At 64.5% G+C, this 21,426-nt stretch carries 24 protein-coding genes; 15 read left to right on the top strand and 9 right to left on the bottom strand.

Annotation, left to right across the window (positions count from 1 at the left end; all coding sequences use genetic code 11):
* Window positions 1–138: 138 nt before the first annotated feature.
* From OU994_RS24550 to OU994_RS24500, 11 genes are all read left to right on the top strand, one after another.
* Window positions 139–909 (top strand): uracil-DNA glycosylase, encoded by a 771-nt coding sequence (locus OU994_RS24550; RefSeq protein ID WP_281608059.1) that lies wholly within the window; start codon window positions 139–141, stop codon window positions 907–909.
* 334 nt (window positions 910–1,243) lie between these two features.
* Entirely contained in the window at window positions 1,244–1,726 is a 483-nt protein-coding gene (gene iscR, locus OU994_RS24545) for a Fe-S cluster assembly transcriptional regulator IscR (protein WP_131144660.1), read from the top strand.
* 54 nt (window positions 1,727–1,780) lie between these two features.
* Entirely contained in the window at window positions 1,781–3,046 is a 1,266-nt protein-coding gene (locus OU994_RS24540; protein WP_281608058.1) for an IscS subfamily cysteine desulfurase, read from the top strand.
* Between the two features lie 199 nt (window positions 3,047–3,245).
* Window positions 3,246–3,629: a Fe-S cluster assembly scaffold IscU gene (gene iscU / locus OU994_RS24535; RefSeq protein ID WP_130188275.1), complete on the top strand. Its 384-nt coding sequence runs from the start codon at window positions 3,246–3,248 to the stop codon at window positions 3,627–3,629.
* A 57-nt stretch (window positions 3,630–3,686) separates the two neighbouring features.
* Window positions 3,687–4,010 (top strand): iron-sulfur cluster assembly protein IscA, encoded by a 324-nt coding sequence (gene iscA / locus OU994_RS24530; RefSeq protein ID WP_130188276.1) that lies wholly within the window; start codon window positions 3,687–3,689, stop codon window positions 4,008–4,010.
* Between the two features lie 22 nt (window positions 4,011–4,032).
* A complete protein-coding gene (gene hscB / locus OU994_RS24525; RefSeq protein ID WP_281608057.1) occupies window positions 4,033–4,548 on the top strand; it encodes a Fe-S protein assembly co-chaperone HscB in 516 nt (171 codons plus the stop codon).
* A 79-nt stretch (window positions 4,549–4,627) separates the two neighbouring features.
* Window positions 4,628–6,508: a Fe-S protein assembly chaperone HscA gene (gene hscA, locus OU994_RS24520; protein WP_281608056.1), complete on the top strand. Its 1,881-nt coding sequence runs from the start codon at window positions 4,628–4,630 to the stop codon at window positions 6,506–6,508.
* 51 nt (window positions 6,509–6,559) lie between these two features.
* Window positions 6,560–6,901 (top strand): ISC system 2Fe-2S type ferredoxin, encoded by a 342-nt coding sequence (fdx, locus tag OU994_RS24515; protein ID WP_130188279.1) that lies wholly within the window; start codon window positions 6,560–6,562, stop codon window positions 6,899–6,901.
* A 1-nt stretch (window position 6,902) separates the two neighbouring features.
* Window positions 6,903–7,097, top strand: coding sequence for a Fe-S cluster assembly protein IscX (gene iscX, locus OU994_RS24510; protein WP_131144665.1), 195 nt, complete (start codon window positions 6,903–6,905; stop codon window positions 7,095–7,097).
* Complete coding sequence (locus OU994_RS24505) at window positions 7,084–8,019, top strand: SAM-dependent methyltransferase (RefSeq protein ID WP_281608055.1); 936 nt, start codon at window positions 7,084–7,086, stop codon at window positions 8,017–8,019. Before iscX ends, OU994_RS24505 begins: the two co-directional genes overlap by 14 nt.
* A complete protein-coding gene (locus tag OU994_RS24500) occupies window positions 8,012–8,689 on the top strand; it encodes an RNA pseudouridine synthase (RefSeq protein WP_281608054.1) in 678 nt (225 codons plus the stop codon). Before OU994_RS24505 ends, OU994_RS24500 begins: the two co-directional genes overlap by 8 nt.
* Window positions 8,690–8,802: 113 nt before the next feature.
* On the opposite strand, the gene OU994_RS24495 is transcribed toward OU994_RS24500, so the two are convergent.
* From OU994_RS24495 to OU994_RS24475, 5 genes are read right to left on the bottom strand one after another with little or no spacing between them, the layout of a single operon-like run.
* Window positions 8,803–9,123, bottom strand: a complete 321-nt coding sequence (locus tag OU994_RS24495; RefSeq protein ID WP_281608053.1) for a hypothetical protein — start codon at window positions 9,121–9,123, stop codon at window positions 8,803–8,805.
* 54 nt (window positions 9,124–9,177) lie between these two features.
* Window positions 9,178–9,708 carry an RDD family protein gene (locus OU994_RS24490; protein WP_281608052.1) on the bottom strand — a complete coding sequence of 177 codons (531 nt, stop codon included), beginning with the start codon at window positions 9,706–9,708 and terminating at the stop codon, window positions 9,178–9,180.
* On the bottom strand, window positions 9,695–10,516 hold the full coding sequence (locus OU994_RS24485) for a DUF3106 domain-containing protein (protein ID WP_281608051.1): 822 nt from the start codon (window positions 10,514–10,516) through the stop codon (window positions 9,695–9,697). Before OU994_RS24485 ends, OU994_RS24490 begins: the two co-directional genes overlap by 14 nt.
* 14 nt (window positions 10,517–10,530) lie before the next feature.
* Window positions 10,531–10,938: a DUF3619 family protein gene (locus tag OU994_RS24480; RefSeq protein ID WP_131144671.1), complete on the bottom strand. Its 408-nt coding sequence runs from the start codon at window positions 10,936–10,938 to the stop codon at window positions 10,531–10,533.
* Window positions 10,935–11,504 carry an RNA polymerase sigma factor gene (locus OU994_RS24475; protein WP_131144672.1) on the bottom strand — a complete coding sequence of 190 codons (570 nt, stop codon included), beginning with the start codon at window positions 11,502–11,504 and terminating at the stop codon, window positions 10,935–10,937. Before OU994_RS24475 ends, OU994_RS24480 begins: the two co-directional genes overlap by 4 nt.
* Window positions 11,505–12,176: 672 nt before the next feature.
* On the opposite strand from OU994_RS24475, the gene OU994_RS24470 reads away from it, so the two are divergent.
* The 3 genes from OU994_RS24470 (at window position 12,177) to ilvC (ending at window position 15,509) form a co-directional block, all read left to right on the top strand.
* Window positions 12,177–13,898 (top strand): acetolactate synthase 3 catalytic subunit, encoded by a 1,722-nt coding sequence (locus OU994_RS24470; protein ID WP_281608050.1) that lies wholly within the window; start codon window positions 12,177–12,179, stop codon window positions 13,896–13,898.
* Window position 13,899: 1 nt separating this feature from the next.
* Entirely contained in the window at window positions 13,900–14,391 is a 492-nt protein-coding gene (gene ilvN, locus OU994_RS24465; protein WP_131144674.1) for an acetolactate synthase small subunit, read from the top strand.
* Between the two features lie 101 nt (window positions 14,392–14,492).
* Entirely contained in the window at window positions 14,493–15,509 is a 1,017-nt protein-coding gene (gene ilvC / locus OU994_RS24460; RefSeq protein WP_131144675.1) for a ketol-acid reductoisomerase, read from the top strand.
* A gap of 41 nt (window positions 15,510–15,550) precedes the next feature.
* On the opposite strand, the gene OU994_RS24455 is transcribed toward ilvC, so the two are convergent.
* The 4 genes from OU994_RS24455 to OU994_RS24440 form a co-directional block, all read right to left on the bottom strand.
* A complete protein-coding gene (locus OU994_RS24455; protein ID WP_281608049.1) occupies window positions 15,551–16,306 on the bottom strand; it encodes a hypothetical protein in 756 nt (251 codons plus the stop codon).
* Between the two features lie 223 nt (window positions 16,307–16,529).
* The gene (locus OU994_RS24450; RefSeq protein ID WP_281608048.1) at window positions 16,530–17,285 is read right to left on the bottom strand and encodes a LytTR family DNA-binding domain-containing protein; all 756 of its coding nucleotides are present in this window, start codon (window positions 17,283–17,285) and stop codon (window positions 16,530–16,532) included.
* Window positions 17,282–18,445, bottom strand: coding sequence for a sensor histidine kinase (locus OU994_RS24445; protein ID WP_281608047.1), 1,164 nt, complete (start codon window positions 18,443–18,445; stop codon window positions 17,282–17,284). Before OU994_RS24445 ends, OU994_RS24450 begins: the two co-directional genes overlap by 4 nt.
* Before the next feature lie 29 nt (window positions 18,446–18,474).
* On the bottom strand, window positions 18,475–18,960 hold the full coding sequence (locus tag OU994_RS24440) for a nuclear transport factor 2 family protein (protein WP_281608046.1): 486 nt from the start codon (window positions 18,958–18,960) through the stop codon (window positions 18,475–18,477).
* A 199-nt stretch (window positions 18,961–19,159) separates the two neighbouring features.
* On the opposite strand from OU994_RS24440, the gene OU994_RS24435 reads away from it, so the two are divergent.
* Window positions 19,160–21,418, top strand: coding sequence for an ATP-binding protein (locus tag OU994_RS24435; protein ID WP_281608045.1), 2,259 nt, complete (start codon window positions 19,160–19,162; stop codon window positions 21,416–21,418).
* Window positions 21,419–21,426 lie beyond the last annotated feature (8 nt).

The following is a 21,426-nucleotide window of genomic DNA, read 5'->3' as shown; positions in this document are numbered from 1 at the left end:
ACGGTACAAAGGTTGCCAGGAATGTTGCCTGTAAAATGGGGACGTACCCCATTTTCCGGGCAACAGTTTCCGGGAAATACTTCCCACGATCCAGGGCTGGCAGTACGGTAAAATCCCGCCTTTTGCCTCCTTCCGCGCATGACCATCCCCCCGCATTTCCTCGCCGCCCTCGACAGGGCCGGCCCCTCCTGGCATCCGGTATTGACCAAGGGCCTGGAAGCCATCGCCGCCGCGGATCCCGCCTACCTGCCGGCCCTCGCCGAAGATAGCTACCTGCCCACCGAACTGCGCCTGTTCGCCGCCTTTGCCCTGCCGCTGGAGCAGGTGCGCTATGTGCTGGTGGGGGAGGGGCCGTATCCCCGTGCGGAAAGCGCGACCGGCATCGGCTTCATGGATGGCGCCGTGGGCAGCCTGTGGTCGGACGAAGCCGGTGGCGGCCTGTCGAAGCGGGTCAACCGGGCCACGTCGCTGCGCAATTTCATGAAGATGCTGCTGGTGGCGGATGGGCAGCTGCACGAGGCGGATACGGCTGGTGCCGCACTGGCCGCGTGTGCCACGCGCGCCCGGAGCGGCGCGGCGATCGGCACGCTGGCCGAACTGCAGCAGCGGCTGATGGGCCATGGCTTCCTGCTGCTGAACGCGTCGCTGGTATTTCGTCCGCACGTGGCGCCGGTCAAGGATGCCAGGGCCTGGCTGCCGTTCTTTGCGACCGTGATCGATGCGCTCGCGGCACGGGCGGAGCAACCCAGGCTGGTGTTATGGGGAAAGATCGCTGAACAGTTGAACAAGCTGCCGGCCGTGCGCGCGATGCCGCAGGCGGTGGCCGAGCACCCATACAACCTGTCGTTCATCACTAACCGGGACATGCACGCGCTGTTCGAACCGATGCGTTTGTTGCACCGCAGCTAACTTCCCGGGCGGGCAGGGCGGCCAGGGCCGGGGGCGCCTGGCGGCTTGCATCGAAAACGGTGCCGCCCCGGGCAAGGATTCGGCGAAGCTGTTATACTTGACTAAATCGTTCAACTAATCAGGTTTTGTTTGCGGCGCCGCAGGGTGTTTGCGGATGAATCTGTTAGAAGAAGCACGAGATTTTACCTTAGTTCAATACTCAGAATTCAATGCTCAGAAGGCTCCGCGTTTTGCGCCGGGTTTTTTCGCCACCTTGATTAACGCTGAGTCATTGAACACCGAGTTGGCAACGTGCCGGGTTGCGCTGTTCCCGGCGGCATTTATTCGAGGTCGTATGCGTCTGACTACCAAAGGCCGCTTTGCCGTGACGGCAATGATCGACCTGGCAATGCGCCAGGGCAAGGGTCCCGTCACGCTTTCTGGCATCAGCCAGCGGCAAGCCATATCGCTGTCCTACCTGGAACAGTTGTTCGGCAAGCTGCGCCGGCACGAGATCGTGGAATCCATCCGCGGTCCGGGCGGCGGCTACAGCCTGGCCCGCCGTGCCGACAAGGTGACGGTGGCCGACATCATCATCGCCGTCGATGAACCGCTGGACGCGACCCAGTGCGGCGGCAAGGAAAATTGCCATGGCGCGGACCACGCCAGCGGCGCCCGCTGCATGACCCACGAACTGTGGACCACGCTGAACGAAAAAATGGTCGATTACCTCGACTCGGTCTCGCTGCAAGACCTGGTCGACCAGCAAAAGCAGAAGAACGCCGAACAGAACGTGGTGGTCGTGCACCGCAATGAACACGCCGCCCTGGCAAAGTAGGCATCCGGTTGTCCCAGAATACCCACATACGCCGCACAGCACTGGAGTGAAAAGATGAACGCCCCTGAAAAAAACGTCCCCAAGGTTGCCCCGGTCGACTTCAAGACCGCGCCGCACTTCCCGATCTACATGGACTATTCGGCCACCACGCCGATCGACCCCCGGGTGGCGGACAAGATGATTCCCTACCTGCGCGAGCAGTTCGGCAATCCGGCCTCGCGCAGCCACATGTATGGCTGGACGGCCGAAGCGGCCGTGGAAGAGGCACGCGGCCACGTGGCGGCGCTGATCAATGCCGATCCGCGTGAAATCATCTGGACTTCCGGCGCGACTGAAAGCAACAACCTGGCGATCAAGGGCGCGGCGCAGTTCTACAAGACCAAGGGCAAGCACATCATCACGGTGAAGACCGAGCACAAGGCCGTGCTGGATACCGTGCGCGAGCTGGAACGCCAGGGCTTCGAAGCCACTTACCTGGACCCGCAGGACAACGGCCTGATCACCGTCGAGCAGCTGGCCGCGGCCGTGCGTCCGGATACGATCCTGGTCTCCGTCATGCTGGTCAACAACGAGATCGGCGTGATCCAGCCGGTCGGCGAGATCGCCGCCTTCTGCCGCGGCAAGGGCATCATCTTCCACTGCGACGCCGCGCAGGCGACCGGCAAGCTGGCCATCGACGTGCAGGCGCTGAAAGTGGACCTGATGACGTTCACCGCGCACAAGACCTACGGCCCGAAAGGCATCGGCGCGCTGTACGTGTGCCGCAAGCCGCGCGTGCGCCTGGAAGCGCAGATGCACGGCGGCGGCCACGAGCGCGGCCTGCGTTCGGGCACGCTGCCGGTGCACCAGATCGTCGGCATGGGCGAAGCCTTCCGCCTGGCCAAGGTCGAGATGGACGACGAGATCGCCCGCATCAAGGCGCTGCGCGACCGCCTGGCCACTGGCCTGCAACAGATCGAAGAGGTCTACATCAACGGCGACATGGATCACCGCGTGCCGCACAACCTGAACGTGTCGTTCAACTACGTGGAAGGCGAGTCGCTGATCATGGCCGTCAAGGACCTGGCCGTATCGTCCGGTTCGGCCTGCACGTCGGCCAGCCTGGAACCGTCCTACGTGCTGCGCGCCCTGGGCCGCAGCGACGAACTGGCGCACAGCTCGATCCGCTTCACGATCGGCCGCTTCACGACCGAGCAGGATATCGACTTCGCCATCGAACTGATGAAGTCGAAAGTGGGCAAGCTGCGCGAACTGTCGCCGCTGTGGGACATGTTCAAGGAAGGTATCGACATCAGCTCGATCCAGTGGGCTGCGCACTGATGGGACCTCGATAAACCTATTGCGCAACGCCCTATGCTGGTCTGCGGTGCTCCGCTTCGGCGGACCGGCCGTACATAAAGTACGACTCCGCGCCTCAACCAGATAGGACGTCGCTCATTACGGTTTCTCGAGGCCCCGAGACGTTGAAGGAACACAAATTTTCGAACCGGCGTGATGCCGGGACATAAGGAGCATCAAAATGGCTTACTCGGAACAAGTACTCGATCACTACGAAAACCCGCGCAACGTGGGCGCCTTTGAAAAGGGCGATGACACCGTCGGCACCGGCATGGTCGGCGCGCCGGCCTGCGGCGACGTGATGAAACTGCAGATCAAGGTCGGCGCCAATGGCCTGATCGAAGACGCGAAGTTCAAGACCTATGGCTGCGGCTCGGCGATCGCTTCGAGCTCGCTGGTGACCGAATGGGTCAAGGGCAAGACGCTGGACGAAGCGCTGGCCATCAAGAACACGCAGATCGCCGAAGAGCTGGCGCTGCCGCCGGTGAAGATCCACTGCTCGATCCTGGCGGAGGATGCCATCAAGGCAGCCGTCAGCGATTACAAGGCAAAGCATTCCGCTTAATCAGCAATACGGTACGACGGGGCCCGCGTGGCGGGCCCCGATGAAGGAGGAATTCGCATGGCAGTCACCCTGACCGAAAAAGCAGCAAAGCACATTTCCCGCTACATCGAACGGCGCGGCAAGGGCGTCGGCCTGCGCTTCGGCGTGCGTACCACGGGCTGCTCGGGGCTGGCGTACAAGCTGGAATACGTCGACGAAGCGGCGCCGGAAGACTCGGTGTTCGAATCGCACGGCGTGAAGGTCTTCGTCGATCCGAAAAGCATGCCGTACATCGATGGCACGGAACTCGACTTCGCGCGCGAAGGCCTCAACGAGGGCTTCAAGTTCAACAACCCGAACGAAAAAGACGCCTGCGGTTGCGGCGAGAGCTTCCGCGTCTGACCGTATTGCGGAACCCATCACCGTGCAGAACCACTTCGAGTTATTCCACCTGCCGCGGCAGTTCGCCATCGATGCCGGCGCGCTGGACGCCGCCTACCGCGAAGTCCAGGCCCGCGTCCACCCCGACAAGTTCGTGAACGCCACGGATGCTGAAAAGCGTGTCGCGATGCAGTGGGCCACCCGCGCCAACGAAGCCTATCAAACGCTGAAGAATCCGCAGCGCCGCGCGCAGTACCTGTGCGAGCTGCACGGCGTGGACCTGCAGACCGAATCGAACACGGCGATGCCGATGGCGTTCCTGATGCAGCAGATGGAATGGCGCGAGGAACTGGCCGAGGCGCGCGCGGCGCGCAACGCGGAGCTGCTGGACCAGCTCGACGGCCAGCTGCGCACCGCCCGCAAGGACCAGTTGAAGGACATCGAGGCGCAGCTGGACGCGGGCGATTACCACGCCGCCGCGCAAGGCGTGCGCGCGCTGATGTTCCTGGAAAAATTCGGCGAAGAAGTCGGCTTTGCCTTCGACGCGCTGGACGCCTAGCGGACATTCCTCAAGCGCCGCGGCGTAGTCCCCGGCGGCACGCAGCATACAACCAGCGCACAACAACAACAGGTTTCACATGGCTCTTCTGCAAATTTCCGAACCCGGCATGTCCACCGCCCCGCACCAGCACCGCCTGGCGGTCGGCATCGACCTGGGTACGACGAACTCGCTGGTCGCCACCGTGCGCTCGTCCATTCCCGAGGTGCTGAACGACGAGGATGGCCGCCCGCTGCTGCCGTCCGCGGTGCGCTACCTGCCGAATGGCCATGCCACCATCGGCTACAAGGCGCTGGCCGCGCAGACCACCGACCCGAAGAACACGGTCGTTTCCGTCAAGCGCTTCATGGGCCGCGGCCTGAAGGACATCGCCTACGCCGAGAACCTGCCCTACGACTTCGTCGACGCCCCCGGCATGGTGCAGCTGAAAACCGTCGCCGGCGTGAAAAGCCCGGTCGAGACCTCGGCACAGATCCTGGCCACGCTGCGCCAGCGCGCCGAGGATGCGCTGGGCGACGACCTGGTCGGCGCCGTGATCACGGTGCCGGCATACTTCGACGACGCGCAGCGCCAGGCCACCAAGGATGCGGCCCAGCTGGCCGGCCTGAACGTGCTGCGCCTGCTGTCGGAGCCGACCGCCGCGGCGATCGCGTATGGCCTCGACAATGGTTCCGAAGGCCTGTTCGCCGTGTATGACCTGGGCGGCGGCACCTTCGACATCTCGATCCTGAAACTGTCGAAAGGCGTGTTCGAAGTGCTGGCCACCGGCGGCGATTCCGCGCTGGGCGGCGACGATTTCGACCACCGCCTGTTCTGCTGGATCCACGCGCAGGAAAAGCTGGCGCCGCTGAACGAGAAAGACACCGCCGTGCTGATGGTGAAGGCGCGCGAAGCCAAGGAACTGCTGTCGACCAAGAACGAGGTGCTGGTCGATGCCAGCCTGTCGTCCGGTGAGAACGTGCACCAGATCATCACTGCCGAAACGTTCAACGAGATCACCAAGCACCTGGTGGCCAAGACCATCAACGCCGTCAAGAAGGCGCTGCGCGACGCCAACGTGGATGCCGACGATATCGACGGCGTGGTGATGGTGGGCGGCGCTACGCGCATGCCGCACGTGCAGCGCGCCGTGGGCGAGTTCTTCCACACGATCCCGCACGCGAACATCGATCCGGACAAGGTGGTGGCGCTGGGCGCGGCGATCCAGGCCAACCTGCTGGCCGGTAACCGCGCCGCCGGCGACGACTGGCTACTGCTGGACGTGATTCCGCTGTCGCTGGGCATCGAGACGATGGGCGGCCTGGTGGAGAAGATCATTCCGCGCAACTCGACGATTCCCAGCGCCCGCGCACAGGAATTCACGACGTTCAAGGACGGCCAGACGGCGCTGGCGGTGCACGTGCTGCAGGGCGAGCGCGAACTGGTGTCCGATTGCCGATCGCTGGCGCGCTTCGAGCTGCGTGGCATTCCGCCGATGGCGGCCGGCGCAGCGCGCATCCGCATCACCTACCAGGTCGATGCCGATGGCCTGCTGTCGGTCTCGGCGCGCGAGCTGCGTTCCAACGTCGAGGCGTCGATCACGGTGAAGCCGTCGTATGGCCTGGGCGACGACGATGTCGCGCGCATGCTGCAGGAGTCGTACACGTCCGCCGAAAGCGACATGAAAGCGCGCGCGCTGCGCGAGGAACAGGTCGAAGCCGAGCGCATCCTGCTGGCCACCCAGTCGGCGCTCGATGAAGACGCCGCATTGCTGTCGGACGAGGAGCATGCCGTGGTCGATGCGCTGATGCAAAAGACCCGCGAGACCCTGGCGCAGTCGGTGGCCGGCGCGGTGGACCACCTGGCCGTGAAAGCCGCCGTCGAGGAACTGGCGCACGGCACCGAGGAATTCGCTTCGCGCCGGATGGACCGCAGCGTGCGCAGCGCGCTGGCGGGCAAATCGCTCGACCAGGTCGCGTAACCCGACCGCATAAGCAGATCGCGTACACCACAATCATTACAGAGGTAGCAAGTGCCACAAATCGTCATCCTGCCCCACGCCAAGCTGTGCCCCGAAGGTGCCGTCATCGAGACGGAAGCGGGCAAATCCGTCTGCGATGTCCTGCTGGACAACGACATCCACATCGAGCACGCCTGCGAGAAATCGTGCGCCTGCACCACCTGCCACGTGATCGTGCGCGAGGGTTTCGATTCGCTCAACGAAGCCACCGAAACGGAAGAAGACCTGCTCGACAAGGCCTGGGGCCTGGAAGCGCAGTCGCGCCTGTCGTGCCAGTCGATCGTGGCCGACGAGGACCTGGTCATCGAAATCCCGAAATACACCATCAACCACGCCAGCGAAGGCTCGCACTGAGATGAAATGGACGGACATCACGGCGATCGCGGAAGCGCTGTATGACAAGTATCCGCACCTGGACCCGACGCAGATCCGCTTCACCGACCTGCACAACTGGGTGGTGACGCTGGAAGGTTTCGACGACGACCACAAGCGCGGCGGCGAGAAGATCCTGGAAGCGATCCAGCAGGCGTGGATCGATGAAGCGCAATAAGGCCGCAAAGGGCGCCGCAGCCGCGCCTTTGCCGAGCGTCGTGACGGATATCCCCGAGGTCAAGCCGGGCCAGTCCGTCGCGCTGCTGCAGGAACTGCATATCCTCACCCGCGACGGCAAGCTGAACCAGGACAGCCGGCGCAAGCTGAAACAGGTGTACCACCTGTACCAGTTCATCGAGCCGCTGCTGAACGACGTGGTGAAGGACAAGGGCGCCGTGTCGCTGGTCGACCACGGCGCCGGCAAGTCCTACCTCGGCTTCATCCTCTACGACCTGTTCTTCAAGGGCCTGCAGGAAGAAGCGCATCGCCATTCCCGTATCTACGGCATCGAGACGCGCGACGAACTGGTGCAGCGCTCGCGCGAACTGGCCGCGAAGTTCGATTTCCCGGGCATGTCGTTCCTGCCGCTGTCGGTGGCCGAATCGACGACCTCGTCCGAACTGCCGCCGACGGTCGACATCGTCACCGCGCTGCATGCCTGCAATACGGCAACGGATGACGCGATCGACTTCGCGCTGAAGAAACGCGCCCGGCACATCGTGCTCGTGCCGTGCTGCCAGGCGGAAGTCGCTTCGGTGCTGAAGAAGAACAAGGGACAGTCGCTCGGCAAGAGCGCATTGACGGAAATCTGGCGCCACCCGATCCATACCCGCGAGTTCGGCAGCCAGATCACCAACGTGCTGCGCTGCCTGCAGCTGGAAGCGCACGGCTACCAGGTCAACGTGACGGAACTGGTGGGCTGGGAACATTCGATGAAGAACGAGCTGATCATCGCCACCTACAAGAACCTGCCGCGCAAGCGTCCCGCCGACCGCCTGAAGGAAGTGCTCGATACCGTCGGGCTGCAGGAGATGGGCCAGCGTTTCTATACCGGCGCCGAGGCCGCCCATGAGGTTGCCAATGAGGTTCCCAATGAGTGACGAGACGATCCGCTTGTCCAAGCGGGTGATGGACGAAAAGGGCTGCTCGCGGCGCGAGGCCGAGCTGTACATCGAAGGCGGCTTCGTGCTGGTCGATGGCGTGGTGGTGGAAGAGCCGGGCACCCGCGTCGCTCCCGCGCAATCGGTGGCGCTGGCGGCGGATGCGACGCTGCTCGACATCGTGCCGGTGACGATCCTGCTGAACAAGCCGGCCGGCGCCGATGCGCTGCGCTGCCTGGTGCCGGAAGCCCGCAGCGAGCACGCGGCAAAGGAGCGCTTCCTGAAGCGGCACCTGCACAACCTGACGCCGGTGCTGCCGCTGGACCCGTCGGCCAGCGGCCTGTTCGTGTTCACGCAGGATTACCGCGTCATCCGCAAGCTGGTGGATGAGCCGGGTTCAGTGGAGCAGGAACTGATCGTCGATGTCGACGGCACCATCGTGGAAAACGGGCTGGCGCAACTGAACCAGGGCGCCACCAAGGTCAGCTGGCAGAACGAACGGCGGCTGCGTTTCGCCGTCAAGGGCCCGAAGCCCAGCCAGGTCGAGCGGATGTGCGGCGCCGTCGGGCTCACCCCCACCGCCATCCGGCGCCTGCGCATCGGCCGCCTTTCGATGGGCAGCCTGCCCGTCGGGCAATGGCGCTACCTGCTGGGCTACGAGCGGTTCTGACCGTCGCGGCCTTAAAACCGGTGACAGGCTCCGATAAAACCGGTGACAGGCTCCGATTATGCTCATAATCGGAGCCTGTCACCGGTTTATTCAAGCGAACCCATCGGTCCTGCTCATTTCCGCTTCTTGCTGTTCGCCGTCGCCGTGGTCGTATAGAACTCGGGCGGCTTGCGCGCGACCCAGTCGATGAAGGTGCGGATGTCCTCGTTTTCGCGCAGCTTGTCCCACGTGTGATACGTGCGGAACAATTCCTTCTCCGTAAATACCGAATGGATTTTCCGGTGGCAGATCTTGTGGATGGGGAATTGCGCGCGGCCCTTGAACGTCTTCGGCACGAGGTGGTGCCGGTCGATGTTGACCGTGCCGAGCGGGCGGCCGCATAGCGGACACAAGGGGCACAGCGGTTCGGTGGGGGAATCGTCGTCCGGGATCATCCGGCGCAGGTGAGGGCGGCAGTGGCCGCCTGCAAGGTCAAGCCGCCGGCAAGGTCAGGCTGCCTGCGCGGGAGCCTTCTTCTTCGCCGGCTTGGGCAGCTGCACCAGCCGCGTGCCGGCGATGCGGTCGTGCAGGAACTGGCGGTCGCGGTCGAGGAAAGCCGTCAGCGACCACAGGGCGATGCCGATCGCGATGGCGCCCAGCGCATGCCAGTGTTCGAGACCGAATGCCCAGCTGGCAACGAGCGCCGGCAGCACCCACATCCAGGCCAGCAGGTAGCGCAGCGCGGCGCGCCTCGGCGGCAGCGCCGTGCCGTCGGCCTGCGTGACGCGCAGGCGCCACGTCTGCATCGCCAGCGTCTGGCCGTTGCGGCTCCATTGATGGATGAAATACGCGCCGAGCACGAAGAACGCGAGGGCCTGGCGGCCATGCTCGACGGCGGCGGCATGGCTGGCGTCCACGGCGAACTCGAATACGAGGAATGGCAGGAACAATGCGGCAAACGCGAGCAGCAGCTCGTAGACCATCGAGACCAGGCGGCGCCGGATCGATGGCATCGAGACTGTCGCGTTATCTGGTGGCATTCTGGGCCGCCGGGGAAGCGGTGTGCGCAGGTGCAGGCGCGGTTGCCGGCACCGGAGGGGTGGCGGCCGGTGGCGCCGGCATTGCCGGTGCGGGCGCCGGTGCGGGCGGATTTTGCTGCAGCATCACGGCTGGCGTGGCCGCGCCTTCCAGCGGATACACGAGTTCCTGCGCCGGCTGGGGTAGTGGCGGCGGCAGTGGCACGGGAGCGGGCGGCGGCATCGTGGCCACCGCTGGCGGCGGAACCGCCGGCACATGCGGCTTGACCGGTTGCGGCGTCTTGGCCAGGCTTTGCGCCGGCGTGGGCGGCTTGGCGACCTGCTGCTTTTTCGCGGTGCCGGCCTTGGCCAGCTTGCGCTTTTCCTCGTCCGACAGCTGCAGGTACTCTTCCCACTGGGCCGCTTTCTTGCCGCCGACGGCGCGCTGGGCGCGCGCATAGTTCTCGCGCACGGCCTTGCGTTCCTCGGGGGACATTTCGGTCCAGGCACGCATGCGTTCGAGCATGCGTTTCTTCTCGGTGGGTTTCATCGACGCGTAGCGGCCGGCGATCTCGAGCCACTTCTGCTTGCGCACGGGGCCCAGGTCGTCCCAGCCGGATTTCAGCGGGGCGAGCGCCTCCTGCTGTGCGGGCGTGAGATCCTGCCAGCGCAATTCGTTGACGGAGGGGGACAGCAGCGTCGAGGCGGACGCGGTGGGCGATGGCGCCGACGCCGGACCGCCATGGCGCAGGACGGCAAAGCCTGCGGCGATCGCAACGACCAGCGCCGCGACACCGCCCAACAGCCATGCACGCCCGTTTTTTTGCGCCATCCTACGCGCCATCCCTAGCGCCCGCGGGTTTCAAGATAGGCGTTGAAACCGTTATCCAGGTAAGCCGACAGCGGCAATTCGTCCGACAGCAGGGCCGCATCGAGTTCCGCCAGTTCGGCGATCGATTGCTGCTGCTCGTACTGGTAGACACCGACCATGCCGCCCATCACGAGCAGCAACGGCAATACCACGGAGAAGCGGCTGATCCAGCCGAACGGCGCCGAGAAGAAGCCATTGCCGCCAGCGGTGGCAGCCACCGTCGCGGTACGGGTCACGCGCACCTCCACGTGCGGCTTCTTGCGGGCCAGGGCGGCCTGGCGGGCGGCGGCAAGGCGGTCGGTAGTCGAGGCCGGCAAATCGTCCAGCTTCTCGTTGAGCGCATGGCGCACGCGGTAAGCGAAATTGATTTCTTCGGTATTCATAGTGTGATTCCCTTGGCTTTGAGTGCTTCGGCGAGAGTGTGATTTGCTCTTGAGCAATGTGTTTTCACGCTCCCTTCGGAACATCCCATCGCTGCGGCCGTCTCTGCTACATCCATATCCTGCCAGTAACGCATGAGGAATGCTTCCCGTTGACGCGTCGGGAGCTTTTGCACTTCATCTTCAATGAGTTGCAGGACCTGCATGCGTTCGACCTGGTCGGCGCTCGACTCGGCGGCCTGGGTGCCCTGTTCGGCCTCGTAGGATTCCAGTATATCAAAATCCTCATGTTCCTCCTGGGAATTTCCCAGTCCGGAAAACAAGCTGACCCAGGTATTTCGCACCTTTTCGCGGCGGAAGTAATCGAGGATGGTGGTTTGCAGGATCCGCTGGAACAGCAGCGGCAGTTCGGCGGCCGGCTTGTCGCCGTATTTTTCCGCCAGCTTGATCATCGCGTCCTGGACGATGTCCAGTGCCGCCTCATCCTTGCGTACCGCATAGACCGCCTGCTTGAAGGCACGTCGTTCGACGTTTTCCAGAAAGTCTGAAAGTTCTTTATCTGTTGCCATCAGGAGGGGGGGGCGTGCCGTTGAGGTCTTCTAGGAAAGCGCTGATTTATTGCTGGTGGATGAGATTAGTCTTGAAAAACGTGTCCAGCAAGACGCAAATGTCCCGTCATACCGGGGGGTACGGCCGCCGGTATGGCGGGGCATTTGTGGCGCCGCTGGGCGCGTTTTCTCAGGGCTAAGATCGCCGCCATGAATACATCAGCGGTTCCCGAGACTGTGCATCCTAGCAAAATTCACGTATTTCCGCATTTTTTTGGCGCTTTTCACCACGCTTGTCCATTTTTCATGCACCGAACCGGCGCACAAGGTCGAAAAAATCATAATATTCCTTGACCATTGATGGTGCAACGCAGTAACGTATGGAATGCTTCGCACACCACGAGGCTCCCAGATCGCGCGCCGCTGCACAAAAGGCCGCCGTGCCCGGTCCGCTTTCATATGTCAGCAGTTTGCTCCAGCCCGTGCCAAAAGCGCGAGAGGTCGGCCGAACAGCTGCAGAAACTCCAGCGGAAATAATTGCGTTACAGCGTCCGTCTCGCACCCCACTACGGTTGGGGGAACAGCCGGCGTGACCGCAAATGCAAGTACGCTCGAGGGAGCTGTGGCGATAGGCTAACTTCGACAGGCAAGAGCATCCGTTCAATCTCCTATGGACCTTGAAAGGAATGTTTCATGAACACCGAAGTAGCCATCACTGGCGCCGAGATACTCGTGCGCTGCCTGGCCGAAGAGGGCGTCGAACACGTCTTCGGCTATCCCGGAGGAGCAGTCCTCTATATCTACGACGCCATCTTCAAGCAGGACAAATTCCAGCATATCCTGGTTCGCCATGAGCAGGCCGCCATCCATGCGGCGGACGCGTATTCGCGCAGCTCGCAGAAAGTCGGCGTCGCCCTCGTCACGTCCGGCCCTGGCGTCACCAATGCGGTGACCGGCCTGTCGACCGCATACATGGATTCCGTGCCGATGGTCGTCATTTCCGGCCAGGTGCCGAGCCATGCGATCGGCCAGGATGCATTCCAGGAATGCGACACGGTCGGCATCACGCGCCCCGTCGTCAAGCACAACTTCCTCGTCAAGGATGTGAAGGACCTGGCCGAAACGGTCAAGAAAGCCTTCTATATCGCCCGCACCGGCCGTCCCGGCCCCGTGCTGGTCGACATCCCGAAGGATATCTCGATGCACAAGCATGTGTTCTCCTATCCGAAGGAGATCGAGATGCGCTCGTACCGGCCGGTCGACAAGGGCCACTCGGGCCAGATCCGCAAGGCGGTGCAGCTGCTGCTGGCGGCCGAACGTCCGATGATCTACACGGGCGGCGGCGTGATCCTGGCCAATGCGCACAATGAACTGAACAAACTCGTCGAACGCCTCGGCTTCCCCGTCACGAACACGCTGATGGGCCTGGGCGGCTCGCGCTCCTCGAGCGACCAGTGGGTCGGCATGCCCGGCATGCACGGCACGTATGAAGCCAACATGGCGATGCAGAACTGCGACGTGCTGATCGCCATCGGCGCCCGCTTCGACGACCGCGTGATCGGCAACCCGAAGCACTTCGCCTCGAACCCGCGCAAGATCATCCACGTGGACATCGATCCGTCGTCGATTTCCAAGCGCGTCAAGGTGGACATTCCGATCGTCGGCAACGTCAAGGACGTGCTGATCGAATTCCTGGCCCAGCTCGACGCCGCCGACCACAAGCCGAATCCGGCCCAGCTGTCGAAATGGTGGGGCCAGATCACCGAATGGCGCAACCGCCAGTGCCTGAAGTATCCGACCTCGGACACCATCATCAAGCCGCAATCGGTCGTCGAGAAACTCTACGAGATCACCCGTGGCGACGCGTTCATCACGTCGGACGTCGGCCAGCACCAGATGTGGGCCGCGCAATACTACAAGTTCGACAAGCCGCGCCGCTGGATCAATTCCGGTGGCCTGGGCACGATGGGCGTCGGCCTGCCGTACGCGATGGGCGTGCAGATGGCGAATCCGGATGCCACGGTGGCCTGCATCACCGGCGAAGGCTCGATCCAGATGAACATCCAGGAGCTCGCCACGTGCAAGCAGTATCACCTGACGCCGAAGATCATCATGCTGAACAACCGCTTCCTGGGCATGGTGCGCCAGTGGCAGCAGCTCGACTACGGTTCGCGCTATTCCGAGTCGTACATGGATTCGCTGCCGGACTTTGAAAAGCTGGCCGAGGCCTATGGCCACGTGGGCATGCGCATCGAGAAGGCGGGCGACGTCGAGGGCGCGCTGCGCGAAGCGTTCGGCATGAAGGACCGCCTGGTGTTCATGAACTTCATCACCGACCAGAGCGAAAACGTGTGGCCGATGGTCCAGACGGGCAAGGGCCTGTCCGAAATGCTGCTCGGTTCGGAGGACCTCTGATATGCGACACATCATTTCTGTTTTGCTGGAAAACGAGGCGGGCGCGCTGTCCCGCGTCGTCGGCCTGTTCTCCGCGCGCGGCTACAACATCGAGACGCTGACCGTGGCGCCGACCGAGGATTCCACGCTGTCGCGGATGACCATCGTCACCAGCGGCTCGGATGACATCATCGAGCAGATCACCAAGCACCTGAACCGCCTGATCGAAGTGGTGAAGGTGGTCGACCTGACCGAAGGCCAGCACATCGAGCGCGAGCTCATGCTGATCAAGGTGCGGGCGGTGGGCAAGGAGCGCGAGGAAATGAAGCGCACCGCCGACATCTTCCGCGGCCGCATCATCGACGTGACCGAGAAGACCTACACGATCGAACTGACCGGCGCCAAGAGCAAGCTCGACGCGTTCATCGATGCGATCGACCGCACCTCGATCCTGGAAACCGTCCGCACGGGCGGCTCCGGCATCGGCCGCGGCGAACGCATCCTGAAGCTCTGAACACGCTGCACGCGGTACTGATACCGGGTTGAAGCGACCGGGTCAAAGCGACCGGGTTAAAACTGATTAATACGATTCACACAAAATACTTAGGAATGACCATGAAAGTTTTCTACGACAAAGACGCCGACCTCTCCCTGATCAAGGGTAAAAACGTTGCCATCATCGGCTACGGCTCGCAGGGTCACGCGCACGCACAGAACCTGACCGAATCCGGCGTGAACGTCACCGTCGGCCTGCGCAAGGGTGGCGCGTCGTGGCAGAAGGTCGAAGCGGCCGGCATCAAGGTTGCCGAAGTCAACGACGCGGTGAAGGCGGCCGACGTCGTCATGATCCTGCTGCCGGACGAGAACATCGCCCAGGTCTACAACGAAAACGTGGCACCGAACATCAAGCAGGGCGCGGTGCTGGCCTTCGCACACGGCTTCAACGTGCACTACGGCCAGGTCGTGCCGCGTGAAGACCTGGACGTGATCATGGTCGCACCGAAGGCCCCGGGCCACACCGTGCGCAACACGTACAAGCAGGGTGGCGGCGTGCCGCACCTGATCGCCGTGTACCAGGACAAGTCCGGCACCGCCCGTGACATCGCCCTGTCGTACGCCTCGGCCAACGGTGGCGGCAAGGCCGGCATCATCGAAACCAACTTCCGCGAAGAGACCGAGACCGACCTGTTCGGCGAACAGGCCGTGCTGTGCGGCGGTACCGTCGAACTGATCAAGGCCGGCTTCGAAACGCTGGTGGAAGCGGGCTACGCGCCGGAAATGGCGTACTTCGAGTGCCTGCACGAACTGAAGCTGATCGTCGACCTGATCTACGAAGGCGGCATCGCCAACATGAACTACTCGATCTCGAACAACGCCGAATACGGCGAATACGTGACCGGCCCGCGCGTCGTCACCGCCGAGACCAAGGAAGCCATGCGCCAGTGCCTGAAGGACATCCAGACCGGCGAATACGCCAAGTCCTTCATCCTGGAAAACAAGGCCGGCGCCCCGACGCTGATCTCGCGCCGCCGCCTGACGGCCGAGCACCAGATCGAAGAAGTGGGTGCGAAACTGCGCGCGATGATGCCGTGGATCGCCGCCAACAAGATGGTCGACAAGTCGAAGAACTAAGCGGCTTTCGCCTCACGAAAACGGCCCTCGCGGGCCGTTTTTCATATGCGGGCAGTATCTGTAAGTCTCCGCTTGCTAGGCCGCTGTTTGCGCATAGCCGCCCCGGCGGCGGCGACGACACAGCCTAGAAGCGTCAGCGTATAGGTGTGCGGCTCAGGCACCGCCAAGGCAAAGGTAAACGCGTCGACGGTGCCGATCGCACTCCCTACAGAGACCGGCTGCGGCATGTCATCATGGAATGCTGTTACGTCGGCCACGAATACGGTGGAATGGAAGTCATTGCGCCCGAACTGTAATGCATCTGTCACCTCGGTAACAGGGAGCAGTTCGGGCATCAGGTACGCTCTCTGATGGATATCGGCATAGTCGCCATAGCCGGTCGGTGGGGTATATGAGATTTCATACAGCAAGGAATCGACGTTTGCTGTGCCACCATGCAGGAAATACACCCGGACATCGGCATAGGATGTACTCGTGGAGTACGTTGCGCCATTTACCGTCAGCTCCAATGTGAATGCGGCATTGCCGGCGTCGAAGCCGACGTGGGTATCCGTTGACCACCAGTTGTCAATATCGAAGCGGGTCGTCATGTTCGCTGTGAACGTTCCTGATCCCTCAGGCCCGTCCAGCCCGCTTGGGCCGTAAAACTGTCCCCACAGGCTGAAATTGCCATTGCCTGTTGCCGTGGTAGTGAGGACATACTCGGCCACGGCAGTCGAGGGTGCGAACATCGCAAGTGAAACAACCGCTGCGACCGTGGCCCGGCACACGAAGGAGTGGAGCGGCGGGAGATTCATGAGCATCCTTTCGTTAAGCTGTCGTCGAACGCATTGGTGACGCGTGCCCGAGAAGATGGAAGGCGGCACTCTTCAAGCCCGTACGCGCGAAGTGCCTGGCCCGACAACCGCCGTGCGGATGTCAGGTTCAATATAGATGCAAGCTGCATAAGCGACAAGGAAGACCTGATATCCGCTTCGATGTGCTGGGATGGCTTCCGGTGCCTTTCCGCCGGTGTTCCGGTCAGCCGCGATCCATGGTGCTGCGCTGCCGCTCCAGCGCCGCCAGCAGCGCGTCGATATAGGTACGGCTGGCGCGCAGTGGCGTGCCGTCGCGCAGCCGCAGCATGGCGTCGCGGTTGCCCAGTGTGCGCAGTTCGGCCACGCGGTCCAGCCGCACGATGGCGGAGCGGTGCACGCGGGCGAACGCGGCCGGGTCGAGCGACTCCACCAGCCGGTGCAGTGCCGTGCGCACCAGGTACTCGCGGCCGCCCGCGTGCAGCGTGGCGTAATCGCCCGCCGCGTCGATCCATTCCACGTCCTCCACGTCGACGAACACCAGGCGGCTGCCGTAGCGCACCGTGAAGCGCGACAGGTAGCCGGCTTGCGGCCCCGGTGCTTCGGGGGCGCCGCACCGGAAGCGCCAGGCCTGCCGCGCCCGCGCCACCGCGTCGGCGAAGCGCTCGTCTTCCACGGGTTTCAGCAGGTAGTCGACGACGTCCAGCGCGAAGGCCTGCACGGCGAACTGCTCGTGCGCCGTCAGCAGGACGGCCAGCGGGCGCTCGGCCGCCGGCAGCGCGGCCAGCACGCCGAGGCCGTTCAAGCCGGGCATCTCGACATCGAGGAACACCAGGTCGGGCCGGGCATCGCGGATGCCGGCCAGCGCGGCGGGACCGTCGCCATATTCGGCGACGACGTCGATATCCGGGCATTGCCGCAGCCGGGCCAGCACGCCGGCGCGCGCCAGCGGTTCGTCATCGACGACGAGCGCGCGCATCATGCCGCACGCTCCCCTGATGTACGCTCCCCTGTCGCACGTACCCCTGACTTGCTCACCCCTGATGTACGCACCCATGATGCACGCTCCCACGATGCGCCCGCGACGGATTCGCGCCGCAGCGGCAGTTCGATCGACACCTCGAAGCGGCCGCCGGCCACGTGGCGGGCCGTGAAGCGGTAGGCGCCGCCATACAGCTTGCGCAGCCGTTCGGCCACGTTGCGCATGCCCACGCCCAGGGAGGCGCCATTGTCGCCGACCATCCGGGCGTCGTTGACCACGTGGATGTGCAGCGTGCCACCGTTGGCCGCGATCGTCAGCCCCAGTGCGCCACCAGCGGGATCGGGAGCGATGCCATGCCGCACGGCGTTCTCGGCCAGCGGCTGCAGCAGCAGGCAGGGCACCTGCGCATCGAGCAGGCCGGGGCCGACCTCGATGGCGATGCGCAGCCGTTCGCCCAGCCGCGCCTTCTCGATCTCCAGGTAGTTCTCGGTCAGCGCCAGCTCGTCGGCCAGCGCGTGCTCGTGCGCGTGCTCGGTGGCCAGCGTGGCACGCAGCAGGTCCGCCAGCTGCGCGATCATCCGGTTGGCATCCCGGTCGCGGCCCGTGGCCACCAGCGCGGACACGCCGTTGAGTGTATTGAACAGGAAGTGCGGCTGCAGCTGGTAGCGCAGGGCGCGCAGTTCGGCATCGCGCGCCAGCAGCAGGGCCTCGGCCGAACGCGTGCGTTCGTCACGCAGCGCGCTGTTATAGGCCACCACCGCATGGCTGGCGCAGAATGCGATCAGCGGCAGCCAGCAGCCATCCAGGCCAGCGAACAGCATGGCCCAGTCATGCGTGGCACGCAGCCCGAGGCGGACGGCGACCGTCTGACCCAGCAGGCTGTTCGCCACCGACATCGCGTAGGTCGCCGCCAGCAGCGCCAGCGCGGTACCCCACCAGGGCAGGCCGCGCCGCCACAGCGCGCGCTGCAGCCAGGCGGTGGGCGCGATCCATGCCAGGTAGGTGCACAGGTACAGCGTGCGGAAGATCAGCGGCCGTTCATGGCCGACGTCCGGCAGCCCCATGATCGCGATGCACACGGTGATCGGCAGCGCCGCCAGCAGCGCGTGGTGGAAGGGCGGATCGGCCAGGCTGGCCGTGTCGAACGAACGGAGGGACATCGGGCGATTGTAGCCGCAGTGGCGGGACTTCAGCCGAGCGAAAATACCATCGAACTGATTTTCCAGCCGCTTTCCGTCTTCACCATGTGCCAGGATTCGGCGCCCCGGTTGGTGACCTTGCCATCCTCGGCGAATTCGAAATCGAAGTAGACGGTGCCGATGCTGCCATTGCTGTGGATGCGCACGTTGTGGAAGCGCTCCTCGATGGGCAGCTTGCTGGCGCCGACGAATTCGGCGAACTGGCGGTAGGTGGACGGCCTGACGCGCGGCTGGCCCGGCTTCAGCTTGATGCGCTCGCTGGCCACGGTCAGCCAGCTGTTGTCGGCGGGGAGGAACATCGCTTCCAGCGCGGCGCGGTCCCTGGCGATGATCGCGGCCTGGAAAGCCTTGACGATGGTGTCGATCTCCATCACGGCCGCGGGATCGTCGCCGGCCGTTTCGGCGCGGGTCATCGGGGCGAACGCGGACAGCAGCAGGCCTGACAGCAGCAGGGTAGTCGCCAGCAGTTTTTTCATCGGGTTCCTCCAGGACAGGGGCGGTGCTGGCAATGTAGCGCCACGGCCGGTCCGGCGGAAACCCTTTGCGGCGAACCGGTGGCGGTACGCGCCGAAGCGTTTCCAACGCGCGAAGCCTTGCTCGGATAGAATCGGTATTGTCGTTTCGTTATCATCGCCTCTTGGCCCTCATCGTTTCCTGACCCTCGCCCCGACGTCCATGCGTATCCGAACCCGCCTGCTGCTGCTGATCCTGTCGATCCTGTTCCCCGCCGTGGTGGTGGCATCGGTCGCGCTGTGGTACGTGTACCAGGAACAGCGCAAGGCCGAGCTGGCCGGCACGAAGGAAGCGGTGCGCGCGCTGTCGCTGCTGGCCGATCGCGAGCTGCTGGCGATGGAAGGCATCCTGCGCACACTGGCCGCGGCGCCGGCGTTGCATCGGGGCGACCTCCGCGCGTTCCACGACCAGGCCCGGCGCGTGGCGCCGCCCGGCCATTCGGTGATCGTCGTGACCGACCTGGAAGGCCGCCAGCTGCTCAACAGCCGGCAGCCGTTCGGCGGGCCGCTGCCGAAGGGGCGGTCGAACCTGATGGCGCTGCGCCGCGTCAAGGGCGCGCAAGGCACCGTGGTGTCCGACCTGTTCGTCGCACCGGTCGGCAAGCGTCCGGATATCGCGGTGCAGATCCCCGTGCAGGTCGACGGCCGGCTGCGCTATTACCTGGCGATGGGCCTGGCGGCCGAGCGGCTGGTGCCACTGCTGGTGCAGCAAGGGCTGCCGCAGCAGTGGACCGCCTCGCTGACGGACCGGCAGGGCCGTGTGATCGCGCGCAGCCGCGATGCGCAGAAGTACATCGGCATGAGCGTGCGGCCGGCGCTGCGCGCGCGCATCCAGGCCGGTGAACAGTCCGGGGTGCACCAGGGCGTCACGCTGTCGGGCATCCAGACCATGGCGTTCTTCAGCCGCGCACCGCTGTCCGGCTGGACCGTGATCCTCAGCGTGCCGCTCGAGGAGATACGCCGGCCGGCGATTTACGCCGCCACCGGCTTTGCCGCAATGATCGTGGTGATGCTGGTGCTCTCGATCGCCGGTGCGCACTGGTATGCGCGGCGCACCGCCGCGCCCATCGAACGCCTGCGCCGCAGTGCCGAAGCGCTGGGGGCCGGCGAGCCGGTGGCGGCGCTCAGTTCCGGCATGGCCGAAGCGGATGCGGTCAGCCGGGCCCTGGCCGATGCCGCCGCCAGGATCCGCGACAACGAGGCGGAACTGGAACGCAAGGTGGCCGAGGCGGTGGCCGCGGCCGAGCGTGCCCAGCGCGCGCTGTTGCAGGGCCAGAAGCTGGAGGCGCTGGGCCGGCTCACGGCCGGCATCGCCCATGATTTCAACAATGTGCTGCAAACCCTGTCCGGCGCCTTGCAACTGATTCCGCTGACGCAGGACCGCGCGCGGGTGCAGGCGCTGGCCGGGACATGCCAGCGCGCCATCGCGCGCGCCACCACGCTGACCGGGCAGATGCGCTCGTTCGGGACGGTGCAGGACGCGCGGCTGGCCACCATCGACCCGGCAACGGCCGTGCACAACGTGCTGCCGATGCTGAGGAACGCGTTGCCGAACAATGTGGAGCTGGCGCTCGACCTGCAGCCGGCGCCGGAAGGCCTGTGGCCCGTCACCATCGATCCGCTGCAGATGGAACTGGCCCTGCTCAACCTCGTCATCAACGCGCGCGATGCGATGCCGGCCGGCGGCAAGGTGAGCGTCGCATTGCGCAACGAAACGCTGCCGGCCGCGGCGCAGGGGCAAGGACAAGGACAGGTACAAGGACAAGGACAAGGACAAGGACAGGCAGTGGAGCTGGCGCCGGGCGACTACCTGCGCGTGTCGGTGGCCGATACCGGCACCGGCATGAGCCAGGATACGCTGGCGCGCGCACTGGAACCGTTCTACACCACCAAGGGCGTCGACAAGGGCACCGGTCTCGGCCTGCCGCAGGCCTATGGTTTCGCGGTCCAGTCGAACGGCAGGCTGGTGCTGGACAGCGCACCGGGATCCGGCACCACGGTGACGATCTGGCTGCCGCGCGCGGGTGGCGCGGCGACGGCCGTGGAAGAGGGCGCGCCAGCCGCGCCACCCGACCTGAAGGCGGCCGAGGGGCTGGTGCTGTTCGTCGAGGACGATCCCCTGGTGCGGGAAACCATGCTGGCCGCGCTCGTCACCGCCGGCTTCGAGGTGCGCGCGGCGGCCAGTGGCGACGAGGCGCTTGCCGTGCTGGAGTCGGGCGCGCCGGTGCGCCAGGTGTTTTCCGATATCGTGATGCCCGGCGCGATCGGTGGCGTGGAACTGGCGCGCATCGTGCTGACCCGCTTCCCGCAGGTGCGGATCGTGCTCGCCACCGGCTATACGGACAGCCGGGTCAACCTGCCCGGCGTGCGGCTGCTGGCCAAGCCCTACGATATCGCCGAGTTGTACCAGGCGCTCAGGTGAGGCTGGCG

Origin of the sequence: Pseudoduganella sp. SL102 (assembly GCF_027856995.1) — a bacterium.
GTDB lineage: Bacteria > Pseudomonadota > Gammaproteobacteria > Burkholderiales > Burkholderiaceae_D > Rugamonas > Rugamonas albidiflava.
The sequence above is the reverse complement of the archived record's forward strand: the minus strand, read 5'-3'. Positions and strand labels throughout refer to the sequence as shown.